The organism is Planktothrix sp., from assembly GCF_046067725.1.
Lineage (GTDB): Bacteria > Cyanobacteriota > Cyanobacteriia > Cyanobacteriales > Microcoleaceae > Planktothrix.
In genome coordinates this window covers 17060-30199 of record NZ_JBJUDF010000036.1, presented here as the reverse complement: position 1 = coordinate 30199, position 13140 = coordinate 17060, and the positions used below count along the sequence as shown (strand labels likewise).

Sequence of the window (13140 nt, the reverse complement as noted above, 5' to 3'; positions counted from 1 at the left end):
CGGTACTTTCTCTTGCTCATACAGTGTTAGTAGCTCTTTTTTTTCTTCTTCTTTTAGTTGAATTCTTAACCGTACTGGCATGACTCTTCCTCTAATATTTCTTCATCTTCTATTTTAACTCTATTTATGACCACCTACTTAGTAATTGATAAGATAATCGTCTGAAACGCCCTTTTGCAAAGGTTAAATAGCGGCGGAGATGAGTAACCGGATTAAAATATTTTTGTAGTAAAGATGTTAAATCTTTGGGTTCAGTTTGGGGCGATCGCCATTCTGCAATGATATCTAAATTTCCTTGGAGAAACAGTTCTCGACAAGTACGGCGCTGAATTTTTCCACTCGATGTTCTGGGAAGACTCCTCGGTTTGAGAAGAACTAATCCATAAACATCGACTAAATGTTGTTCAAAAACTTGCCATCTTACCGCTTGTACAATTTCATCCATCAGGAAATTCTGGCGATAATTGCGTACAATTTCATTTGCAATTATTAACCGATTTTCGCCCTCTAATTTCACTGAAAAGGCTGCACCTGCATTCAATTTTAAAGCCGGATGAGATTTTTGAACCGTTTCTTCTAGATTTTGGGGATAATGGTTAATTCCAAAAAACACTAACACTTCTTGAAGACGACCTGTTATAAACAATTCCCCATGATAAAAAAACCCTAAATCCCTGGTTCTTAAAAACGGCCCTTCTCCCGTATCTGCTAAATACGCTTGAAACCCTTGTTGAGTTTCTTCGGGTAAATTCCAATACCCTTTGGCAATTCCTAAACCCGAAACCCAAATTTCCCCCACTTGGTTTTCTGGACATTCTGTTAATAAATTTGGGTCAACTATTTTAATTGTTGTATTTAACCCAGGTTGACCACAGCCCACGATTGATTGAGTCCCAGGTTGATGAGAATCGGAAAAAATAATTTGGTTTTCTTCTAAAGCTGCTTTATTTAGATAACGAATAATTGGAGGGGTTGTTTTTTGACCCCCGGTGATTAATAAAGTAGCTTCAGCCATCCCATAACACGGATAAAAACTTTCATACCGAAACCCACAATCTGCAAACGTTGTTGTAAATCGTTCTAAGGTTTCAGAACGAATCATTTCTGCACCCGTAAACGCCACATCCCAACTCCTTAAATTCAGGGTTGCTTTTTGTTCAGGGGTGACTTGATTACACAATAAATCATAGGCAAAATTTGGCCCTCCACTGGTAGTGGCTTGGTAACGAGAAATGGCTTGTAACCATCGAATCGGTTTTTGAATAAAGGCAATGGGAGACATTAAAATACAAGGTCTTCCGATATATAACGGTTGAAAAATATTGCCAATTAATCCCATATCATGAAATAACGGTAACCACCCCACGCCGATTAACTGTTCGGTATGACTAAACACTGTTTTTAATATTTTTTGGTTTTGTAAAATGCAGTCATGGGTGATCATGACCCCCTTGGGTTGTCCTGTGGAGCCAGAGGTATATTGTAGAAAAGCAAGGGTATTTTTATTAATATTCGGTTCAGTGAAATTAGCAGCTTGGAAAGTGGGGATATTATCAGTAGCTAACCAGGTTAACCGAGAGTTAGAGGGGGATAAACTGAGTTGATTTTTAAAGTTTGAAAGTTGAGATTGAAGGGTTAATACAATTTGAGCTTGACAGGATTCTAAACAAGCTTGAACATCATAAAAATTACGGCGATTTCGGGATGGATGAATGGGAACTGCAACAAGTCCCGCGTATAAACAGCCAAAAAAAGCAGCAATAAATTCTAACCCTGCTTCGTAGGGATAAACCATTAAGGCTCTAGTTCCTTGGAGGTTTAAAGTGTTGAGTTGAGTTGCGATCGCTCTTGCTTTTTCATCTAATTGTTGATAAGTTAATGGGGGTAATTCTGTTTCTCCATTTTTTAGGAAAATATAAGCGGTATCGTGGGGTTGATGTTGTGATCGGTATTGAAGCAGTTCAACTAATGTTAAAAATTCAGTCATTATTTTAGCCTGATTTAGTAGGATGAGGTTCGCGCATCATTAAGTTCGTAGTTGGGTTTTAGCCCTTAATAGTAGTGCCAGCGATCGCGCTAAAGCGATACATTTGAATCAGCATTTTAACATAAATTGCATTGTTCTCAATAGAGGCACAAGCGATCGCGCTAAAGCGCTACTACGAACAGGAATTTTTAACTTTCCAGAGGGAAAGATATATTTCACTGGGGATTAAAAGTTTGGGTTTGTAAACTTGATCTAATTTTAAAGTATTTTGTTTAAGAAGTTCGGTTTGTAACTGTTGGGAAGGATTGAATAGGAATAAGGATTGGCAAGTATTCGAGAAATTAAACGTTTTAGCGTTATAAATTTTGGTATTGGGTTTAAGAAGATAACTTAAGGAGAGAATATCGATCATTTGCGATTTCTCAGCAATGATAATGGGAGACTCAATTTGATTGATGATCTGAGCAATGGGAATATTACTGAGGTTACGAGTTTTTTGATATTTTGGGGAAGTATTCACAAGGTAAATACAGGAAAAAATCCCGATGAATAGAACCCCTATCAAAATAATTTTCCAAATTTTTCGATAGGTTGGGTTTGCTAATTTATTAAAATTTAGCTGATAGCTGAAACCGTAAGCAACGGCTAAGTTAATCCCTAAATGGTAGGGGATAATATATCTTGCTGCGGTTGAAAGTTGTCCCCCCAGGATTAAATCACTTAGAATTAAAATAATATAGGGAATAATCATTAAACTTAGAACATATAACCAAGTTTTTTGAGGGGTTTGACGATAAAGGCAAACCAGGGAGGTTAAAACTAAGATAAGTAAATTAAAATCAAGAATAATTCGAGGAATAACGGAAGCATCCAAGCTAACGGGAGATTCAATAAAGAGAATAAATGTATTATAAATCCATAGAGGAATCATGAATAAAAAATCGAGGTGGACTCGCATCCAAATTGTGTTATCTTGTAGATTATCCCAATTTTTTAACATCACCCATAACCAGGGAGTAAAGCTTAAAAAACTTAATGTGGATGCGATCACATAGCTTCTAAATTTTTGATTAATCTTAAATTTTTCTAAAGCTAAAAGATAAACGGTTTGGGCAACCCACAGAAAAATTGATAATAAAGAAGTATATAATCCTAATGTTAAGGTTAAAGCATAAAGTCCCCAAGTTTGCAGAGTATTAAATCGAATCGCTTTTAATAAGGTTAAACTGGAGAGAAGAATAGTCACTACCCATAAACTATAGGGACGTGCTTCTTGGGCGTAGGCGACATAAAAAGGGGAAACCGACCATAAAGCAACGGCAATTTTCCCGACTATGGGAAGGTGAAATAACGCTAAACATAGCCAATATAAACAAGGGAAAGCCAATAAACTCAAAACAATTGATAAGCTACGAATAGCCATCATTGAACTCCCAAAAATCTGAACCCAAAATTTGACTAAAATAAAATACAGTGGTGCGTGTTCTGGACTTTGGGTTAAGGCGTATATTGTGTCTTGAAATGTTCTTTCTCCGGGTTTCTGATACTGTTGTAAATCAGTAATAGTAATCACAGGTTTTTTAGAGATTTCTTGAACAAATTCCGTTTGAGTATAGCCATAAATTCGCAATCTGGTTGCTACTTCATCCACCCAATACACTTTTTGATCTAAATTAACACAGCGAAAAATTAACCCTAAAATTAAAATAATAACCAGCCATTTTGATTGAAGTTGAGAGATTATTGATTTTAGCTGCATAGGAAAGATGATAATAAGTTGATAGGTAATTGGAAGGATTTAAGGAAGCGATCTCACAAAAACCAACGGATAATTTTTATCACTTAATTGTTTGATATAAGCAGCCGTCAAATAAGCAGAATATTGTTGATCTTGACTTAAATAAACTTTTAAAAAAGCGGTACTTAAGGTATTATGATACCGTTCACTTAACTGTTTTAAATAGTCCCAAGTAATTCCTTGATTCATCCATCGGTTAAACAGTTCAAAGGTAACTCTTGTATGGGGAATTCCCGTCGCGACTGCAAAGTATTTATTCGGGGTTGCTAATTGCTTAAAACCAGGAACTTGTTCTAACACCAACGGAGTTAAAACATCTTCATTTGTGGCGTGCCAAAATACCGGAACTTGAACGTTACTCATGCCAACTTTTCCAAATATACTTTTCCCAAACGGAACAAATAAAAATAAAGCTTGAATGCGATCATCTTTAAAAGAATAGGTTTTTCGAGGTAATTCTAACGCCCGACATTGATAGAGGAGAGAGATATTAAACCGTTTATTGTCAGGGGTGCAATCTTGTTCTAATTGCTCAAAATTAATTTCTGCCCCTGCTAAGGCTAATGCCGTCGCACCTCCAAAGGAATAACCAAATAAACCGACTTTTTGCAAATTGAGTTGATTATTAAATTGACTTGAATTTATGGTTTCAAGTTGATCTAAAATAAAGGTAATATCTAACGGTCTATCTATAAATTCCTGCACTTCAAAGTTATCTTGATGAATGCCCGCAAAAAAGTCTTGTTGCCATTTTTGGTTACTCCCAGGATGATCCGCAATGGCAACAGCAAAGCCTTCAGACGCAAGATTTTGAGCAAAATCACTAAAGCGATTTCTAGTGGCGCCGATGCCGTTTGAAATGATAATTAAAGGAACTGAATTTCTTTGAGTATGTTGGGGTAAATATAAATCTAAAAATAGTTGACGATTTCGATTCTTATCAACAAATTCTAAGGTTTGCTTAGTCACTTGAAAAGAACCCTTTTGTCGTAAATCCGGCAGTTCATTGAAGTTTTGTATAGGTTGAGTCTTCGCTTCCTCAACCGTCATCTCCATTAGAGAGTTAACTGAACTTTTAGTTTCTTGAATTAAGCTGAAAACTTGCCTTCGTACCTCGATAATTTGATTAACATTAATCTGAATATCCGTAGGAAATTGTGCCAGAATATTAATCGGCGTTAACCCGTCGGGATGAACAGCCGCTTCTGCTAACGCAAGCCGCATTGCTTCTGCCCCATTTTCGCCTTGTTCAGTTTGAATAATTTCTCCAGCATTATCAAATAAACTTCTCCCCGCCTTAGCCACAAAAATGCGATTAATTTTAGTCGTATCCATCTCATAGCGAGTATTGAGAAAGTTCCGTAACAAGGATTGTTGATGATGGCTTAAAAACTTCAGATAAATGCTTAATTCTTCTTCAGTTTTTCCCGTTTTAGCAAAAGTTTCTAATTCCTCAATCTCAATAGAAATTTTTCCAATTCCATATTTAAAATCTATTCTTTCCGCCGTCTTCCCTGGTAAAATACTGAAAACGTTGACAAGCCAGCAGGTAGTTAGAGAAAGTAACAGTTTAGAATATCGCGTTTTATGAGAAAGTATAATAGGCTGCATAACGATTAATAAATTTTACCTTTCACTGACTCGCATTTTAGCATTGACAATTGCTCCAAAATCATGCATGATAGACTAACGGAAAATTGAAAATTTAGTCTCGCCTTTAATTCTTTTAGGCGCCTCCTCATTCGTCAAATTCACGTCAGATTGTCACCCCTATGGAAGTCAAACCCATCGCAATTACTGGAATTGGATGTCGCTTTCCTGGCACTAATAATCCGCAAGCATTTTGGAAACTATTGCAAGATGGGATTGATATGATTACAGAAGTTCCGAAATCTCGATGGAACAACGATGAATTTTATCATCCAGACGCTACAATCCCGAATAAAACCAATAGTCGTTGGGGTGGGTTTTTAGACCAAATTGATGAATTTGATCCGCATTTTTTTGGGATTTCGCCACGAGAAGCCCTCACCCTTGACCCGCAACATCGTTTATTAATGGAGGTGGCTTGGGAAGCGCTGGAAGATGCACTGCAAATTCCTGAACAGCTTGCCGGAAGCCAAACGGGGGTTTTTGTAGGCATTGGAACCCATGATTATTCGGTGCTGTTGTGGCAAAACCCCGTCAGCGATTCTCATGCTACCACAGGCACCGCCAACTGCATTGCGGCGAATCGTCTCTCCTATCTGTTTGATTTCAAGGGGCCAAGTTTAGCCGTTGATACCGCTTGTTCGTCGTCGTTGGTTGCTGTCCACCTCGCTTGTCAGAGTTTATGGCGCGGCGAGTCAACCTTGGCGTTAGCGGGTGGAGTGAATGGGTTGTTAATGCCAACGATTATGGTTGGGTTTAGCAAAAGCGGATTACTGTCCCCCGACGGCCGTTGCAAAACCTTTGATGCCAGCGCCAACGGCTATGTCCGCAGCGAAGGGGCGGGAATGGTGGTGTTAAAACCGTTGGAACAAGCGTTAGCGGATGGCGACCCGATTTATGCGGTGATTCGGGGTAGTGCGGTGAATCAAGATGGCCACAGCAATGGCCTAAGTGCCCCTGACGTCGAAGCCCAGAAAGCATTACTGCGCCAAGCTTACAAGGTGGCAGGGGTTTCGCCCGGTCAGGTGCAATATATTGAAGCGCACGGAACTGGAACTAAAGTGGGGGATGCGGTGGAACTGCAAGCGTTAGGGGAAGTTCTGGCTGAAAACCGCCCAGAGGGGGAGTTCTGCGCCATTGGTTCAGTGAAAACAAATATTGGACATTCAGAAACCGCCGCCGGAGTTGCCGGATTAATCAAGGCTGCCCTAATCCTCAAATATCGACAAATTCCGCCAAGTTTGCATTTCCAAAATCCCAATCCTGCGGTTAATTTTGAGCAACTACCGCTCCGGGTGCAACAGCAGTTAACGCCTTGGCCCAACCATTCTGATCCGGCGTTGGTGGGGGTTAGTTCCTTTGGGTTTGGGGGGACAAATGCCCATGTTGTGTTGCAAGCAAACGTAGAGACGCGCCAAAACCTAGAGACGCGCCATGGCGTGTCTCTACAGGGGTTAGGGACACCTTATCTATTAACAATTTCGGCAAAAACGAAACCCGCCTTAAAGGATTTAGCGCATCGATATGAAGTTTTTTTTAGGAATAATTCTGATAGTTCTTTAAGGGATATTTGCTATTGTGCCAATACCAGGCGATCGCAATTTTCTCACCGCCTCACGATTATTGCTGACTCTCACCAACAATTTCAAGACCGCCTCAATGCTTTTGTTCATGATCAAGAAACTTCTGGAGTTCGCTACATAACCACTACTCCTAAAACATCTCCCAAGATTGCATTTTTATTTACAGGTCAAGGTTCCCAATATATTAGGATGGGACAAAAACTCTATGAAACTAATTTGATATTCCGCCAAACGTTAGATCAATGTGAGCAAATTCTCCGTCCTTATTTAAAACAATCTTTATTATCCGTAATTTTCTCAGAAACTAACGATTTACACAAGACGGCTTACACCCAACCCGCTTTATTTTCCCTAGAATATGCGTTAGCTCAATTCTGGATATCTTTAGGCGTTAAACCCTCCGTTGTTCTCGGTCATAGTGTGGGGGAATATGTGGCGGCTTGTTTGGCGGGGGTGTTCAGTTTAGAAGATGGCTTGAAACTAATTGCCACTAGGGGAAAATTAATGCAAGTCTTACCCAAAAATGGGGGAATGGTAGCTGTTTTTGCAGATGAAGAAACGGTGCGATCACTTATTAAAGAAGATGCGACAATTGCCGCCTTTAATACTCCTAATACTCTTGTTATTTCTGGAACCCTTCAAAATCTTTCAAATATTATCGAAAAATGCAATAGCCAAGGTATTAAAACTACCCCGTTAAATGTGTCTCATGGGTTCCATTCCCCGTTAATGACTCCCATGTTAGAGGAGTTTAGAAAAATTGCAGCAGAAATTACTTACCATCAACCGCAAATTCCGCTTATTTCCAATGTTACCGGAATATCGATTCATCAGGATATTGCTACCCCTGAATATTGGTGCGAACATATTATTAAACCGGTTCGGTTTGCCGATAGTATTAGCACGTTAAAGCAATTAGACACTAAAATTTGGTTAGAAATCGGCCCTCAACCCGTTCTTTTGGGGATGGCGCGTTCTTGTGGTTCTGATCTTAATCAATCTTTGTTACCAAGTTTGCGTCCTGAACAAGAATTACAGCAGTTTTTATCGAGTTTAAGCGAACTGTATTTTCAAGGAATCTCGATTAATTGGGCTAAATTAGATCCAGATTATATTCCTAATTTAATACAACTTCCCACCTATCCCTTTCAACGTCAATCCTATTGGTGGTCAACGGCTAAATTTAATCCTCAAAAATCTTTTCCCATTTCTAATTCAAGTCATCCCTTATTAGGAGAAAAGTTACAGTTAGCAGGAACAACAGAAATCCGCTTTCAGTCTCGGTTGAGTTCCCAGTCTCCTCATTATTTACAAGATCATTGTTTGTTTTCTCAGCCTGTTTTACCTGCAACGGCTTATCTGGAAATCATTTTAGCAGCAATCAAAGAAATTCGAGAAAACGTTACCTTATCTCAATTAACCATAGAACAACCGCTAAAGTTATCCACCGCAGAAACAACCGTTCAAGTTATTTTAACCCCCCAATCTCAGGGAGAATACGAATTTAAAATTTATAGTTTTATCGCAGAAGAAAATATCCCCTTAACAGAAACCCTTCACGCTAGGGGAAGCTTAACCCAAACTAACTTAGAAAATAGGCAACTCAGGAATAATTCCCTTCAACGAGAAGGGGGAGAACTTGTCTCGATTTCCCACTATTATGAACAAGTCAAGAAACAGGGGTTTAATTATGGGAAATCCTTTCAAGCGATCGCCAAACTTTGGCAAAAAGAAGACCAAGCATTGGGCTTAATTCAATTACCCGAAGGGTTAAGAACTGAAACCGACTCTTACACCTTGCATCCGGTTTTATTAGATGCTTGTTTTCAAGTTTTAGGGGCAATTTTACTTAAAAAAAGTGATCGCACAACCTATCTACCCGTCAGTATCGAAAATCTGTATATTTATCAACAACCAAGCGATAAAGTTTGGAGTTCTGTTAAAATTAAAACGATTCATTCTCAACAAATCACTGCCCAACTTCAACTATTTGATGATAACAAAACTCTATTAGCAGAAATTGAAACGTTAACGCTACGGGCAATTAACCGAAAATCCTTACAAGAACTCATTCAGATTTCTGATAGTTCCTCCCCAGAACTGCCAGATTTATATCGGTTAACTTGGAAATCTAAACCCCGTTTATCTGCTAGCCAAACTCGTAAAACCGCCAATTGGTTGATTGTTTCAGACTGTCCAGAATTCGGCGTGAAATTAGCTAAAAGTTTAGAGGAAAAAGGCGATCGCTGTTCTATTATTCACCCTGAAAATGTCTCAGGAAAACTACAACCTTGTGACCAGATTATTTACCTCTGGAGTTCTAATCAAACCTTTGACGAAACAGGCGCGAGTTTACTTAATCTGGTTCAACGTATTACTCAGCGATCTGGGATAACACCCCCTCGACTTTGGATCGTGACTTATTCCTCTCCTTTATCCAAACAAACAAAAAATTATGCGTTTGGGTTAGCAAAAGTCATCCGTTTAGAACATCCAAATTTAGCCTGTATTTGTATTGATTTTGAGTCATTGAACTTAATTTTACCCGCCAAACAAAAGACGTTAAAACCAAACGATAGTTTAAACCAAAATTTCCAAACTTTATTAGAAGAATTAGAAAATCCCGACGAAGAAAACCAAATTGTCTACCGTGAGGGAGTCCGTTATGTCCCTCGCTTAAATGCTTATCAACCCGATAGTAAAACCCAACAATCTTATCAACTCAAAATTGCTAATCTTGGAACCCTAGATCACTTTGATTTTATTCCTTTAACCCGAAAAAAACCTGGTTTTGGAGAAGTAGAAATCCAAGTTCGGGCGGTAGGATTGAATTTTCGAGATGTTCTCAACGGGTTGGGAATGTTGAATCAATATTTAGAACAAATGGGAATTTCTAACGCTTCAAAAATTCCGTTAGGAGGGGAATGTTCAGGAATTATTGTCGCCGTTGGGGCTGGCGTTAAAGACTTAAACATTGGAGATGAAGTGATCGCCGCCCCTGCGTTGGGATGTTTAGGCAGTTATATTACCGTTAATCATCAATTTGTTATTCCTAAACCGACTCATATTAATTTTGCTGAAGCTGCTACCCTTTCCACCGCATTTTTAACCGCTTATTATGCCTTAATTGTCCAAGCTCAATTAAAACCTGGCGATCGCATTTTAATTCATGCCGCTTCTGGAGGAGTCGGTCAAGCCGCCATTCAAATTGCCCAACAAATCGGGGCAGAAATTTACGCCACCGCATCCCCTGGAAAGCAAGAGTTTCTCAAGTCAATAGGGATTAAATTTGTGATGAACTCCCGAACTTTAGCCTTTGCTGACAAAATTTGCGAGTTGACAAACAATCAAGGCGTTGAGGTTGTTCTCAATAGTTTAAATGGAGAATTTATTCCCAAAAGTTTAGAAATTTTATCTCCAAACGGTCGGTTTATTGAAATTGGAAAAATCGGAATTTGGACTCAACAGCAAGTTCAAGAAAAACGGGCTGATATTACCTATAAAGCCTTTGATTTATTAGAAATTGCGGAACAAACCCCCCAGTTAATCAAGCAAATGTTAACAAAATTAATGCCTGGGTTTGAAGAAAAACAATTACAACCTCTTCCTTATACTGTTTTTCCCGTTGAAGAGGCTGCCAATGCCTTCCGATATATGGCGCAAGCAAAACATATCGGAAAAGTGGTGATGACGTTACCTCCACCCATTCAAGACATAACGATTCGAGAAGATAGTACCTATTTAATTACTGGAGGATTAGGGGCATTAGGGTTACAAGTTGCCCAATGGTTGGTGACAAAACAGGCAAAAAATCTATTATTAGTTGGACGCAGTGAACCTTCTCAACACGCTAAAAATGTTATTGAAAAGTTAAAAAATCAAGGCGTTACTATTCAAGTCATCAAAGCAGATATTACGGATTTAGAAGCCGTTGAAACGGTCATTAAACCCTATACCATTTCTAATCAATTGCCACCGCTACGGGGGATTATTCACGCCGCAGGGGTTCTGAATGATGGCATCCTGGAAAAACAAACTTGGGAACGATTTAGAGAGGTTTTTGCCCCAAAAGTAACTGGAACTTTGAATTTACACACCGTCACTTTAAATTTACCCCTCGATTTTTTTGTGTGTTTCTCTTCAATTACGGTCTTAATCGGTTCCCCCGGTCAAAGCAATTATGTGGCTGCAAATTCGATCATGGATGGGTTAATGGAATATCGCCACCAACTCGGTTTACCTGGGTTAAGTATTAACTGGGGTGCTTGGGATGAAGCCGGAATGGCAGCCCAATTAAGCAATCAAAATCAAGGGCGATTATTAGCGCAGGGAATGAAAGTGATCGCACCCCAACAAGGATTAAAAGTTCTTGATCAATTACTATCTAAAACTATCCCCCAAATCGGCGTATTTTCTGTTGATTGGTCAGCTTTTATCCAACAAGTACCGGATAGTGTTGCTTTTCCCTTCTTAGAAAATTTGATTTCCCAGGATAAGGCAATTGAACCCGAAGTTAATTCTAACCCAAAATTAGACTTTTTACGACAGTTAGCAACAGCTTCAACGTCTGACCGTAAAACAATGTTATTGGAAAAAATACGAAGCGAACTGGCAACTGTTTTAGGGTATAGTTCCCCTGAATCTATTAACTTAGAAGATAATCTCAGCGATTTAGGAATGGATTCTTTAATGGCGGTTGAATTCAAGAACCGTTTACAAAATTGTTTGGGTAGTACATTCTCCCTCAGTTCAGTCTTTGATTATCCTGATTTAGAAGCATTGGTTAATTATTTCTTAACCGATGTTCTCACCGAAGAGATTCTGAATCAATCTCTTAACACCCGGCGTATTGTTACCCCAACCCCGCCCTCCCAACCCTTAACCCCGCCACCGCCTACCCCTGAACTGATTGAAGAAGAAATTCCCGCAGAATATTATCAATTTGAACGCTTTCCTGAATATTTAACCTTAGAACGAGATATTAAAAAAGCCGAAAAATTAGGCAATCCTTTCTTTAGGATTTATGATGGTGTTGCCCGTGAAACCATTCAAGTTGAAGGGCGAGAATTAATTAATTATGCCAGTTATAATTATTTAGGACTCTGTGGTGATCCGCAGGTTTCAGAACTGGCAAAAACAGCCATTGAAGATTATGGCACGTCCGTTTCTGCGAGTCGAATTGTTGCCGGAGAGCGATCGCTTCATCAAGAATTAGAGCAAGAAATCGCTCAATTCTTAGGAACAGAAGACTGTATTGTTTATATTGGCGGTCATGCCACTAACGTTTCAACCATTGGGCATTTATTCGGCGAAAAAGACTTAATTCTTTATGATGCCCTTAGTCATAATAGTATTCGCCAAGGGTGTCTTTTATCGGGTTCAACTGCGATTGAATTTCCCCATAATAATTGGCAAAGTTTAGAGAAACTATTACAACAAAAACGCCGACAATTTGAAAAAGTGTTAATTGTGATTGAAGGAATTTATAGTACAGAAGGCGATATTGCACCGTTACCGGAAATTGTTGCCTTGAAAAAGCAATATAAAACCTTTTTAATGGTAGATGAGGCTCATTCAATCGGCGTATTAGGTCAGCAGGGGCGAGGTATTAGTGAATATTTTAAGATTCCCGCTTCAGACGTTGATTTATGGATGGGAACTTTAAGTAAATCTTTTGCCAGTTGTGGGGGTTATATTGCGGGAAGTCAGCAACTGATTAAATATTTAAAATATACCGCCCCTGGTTTTGTCTTCAGCGTTGGGATGTCTCCCCCCAACACCGCCGCCGCCCTCGCTGCTTTGCGGATTTTACAAAAAGAACCCCAACGGGTTAGACATTTATGCGATGGCGCTCAACGGTTTTTAACCTTAGCAAAACAACAAGGACTCAATACGGGAATCAGTCAAAATTCTCCGATTATTCCGATTATTGTCGGGGAATCTCAAAAAGCGGTCACACTCTCTCAAGCGTTATTTAAACGGGGAATTAATGTTTACCCAATTGTTTATCCTTCTGTTCCTTATAATAGCGCTCGTTTACGGTTTTTTATGACCGCCACTCACACCGAAGCTCAAATTGAATTTACGATCAAAACTTTAGTAGAGGAGATCCAAAAGTAATA

The 13140-nt window shown here is 39.1% G+C and carries 4 protein-coding genes; 1 reads left to right on the top strand and 3 read right to left on the bottom strand.

Annotation, left to right across the window (positions count from 1 at the left end):
- Positions 1-124: 124 nt before the first annotated feature.
- The 3 genes from ACKPEB_RS02010 to ACKPEB_RS02000 form a co-directional block, all read right to left on the bottom strand.
- On the bottom strand, positions 125-1987 hold the full coding sequence (locus tag ACKPEB_RS02010; RefSeq protein ID WP_408963106.1) for a fatty acyl-AMP ligase: 1863 nt from the start codon (positions 1985-1987) through the stop codon (positions 125-127).
- A gap of 172 nt (positions 1988-2159) precedes the next feature.
- Positions 2160-3746, bottom strand: coding sequence for a glycosyltransferase family 39 protein (locus ACKPEB_RS02005; protein ID WP_408963105.1), 1587 nt, complete (start codon positions 3744-3746; stop codon positions 2160-2162).
- A gap of 39 nt (positions 3747-3785) precedes the next feature.
- Positions 3786-5396 (bottom strand): alpha/beta hydrolase, encoded by a 1611-nt coding sequence (locus ACKPEB_RS02000; protein WP_408963104.1) that lies wholly within the window; start codon positions 5394-5396, stop codon positions 3786-3788.
- A gap of 161 nt (positions 5397-5557) precedes the next feature.
- Here ACKPEB_RS02000 and ACKPEB_RS01995 point away from each other — a divergent pair, with 161 nt between their 5' ends.
- Entirely contained in the window at positions 5558-13138 is a 7581-nt protein-coding gene (locus tag ACKPEB_RS01995; protein ID WP_408963103.1) for an aminotransferase class I/II-fold pyridoxal phosphate-dependent enzyme, read from the top strand.
- Positions 13139-13140: the final 2 nt, after the last annotated feature.

Excerpts from the sequence above, each read along its gene's own strand:
- ACKPEB_RS02010 (WP_408963106.1), bottom strand. The coding sequence starts at position 1,987 with ATGACTGAATTTTTAACATTAGTTGAACTGCTTCAATACCGATCACAA.
- ACKPEB_RS02005 (WP_408963105.1), bottom strand. The coding sequence starts at position 3,746 with ATGCAGCTAAAATCAATAATCTCTCAACTTCAATCAAAATGGCTGGTT.
- ACKPEB_RS02000 (WP_408963104.1), bottom strand. The coding sequence starts at position 5,396 with ATGCAGCCTATTATACTTTCTCATAAAACGCGATATTCTAAACTGTTA.
- ACKPEB_RS01995 (WP_408963103.1), top strand. The coding sequence starts at position 5,558 with ATGGAAGTCAAACCCATCGCAATTACTGGAATTGGATGTCGCTTTCCT.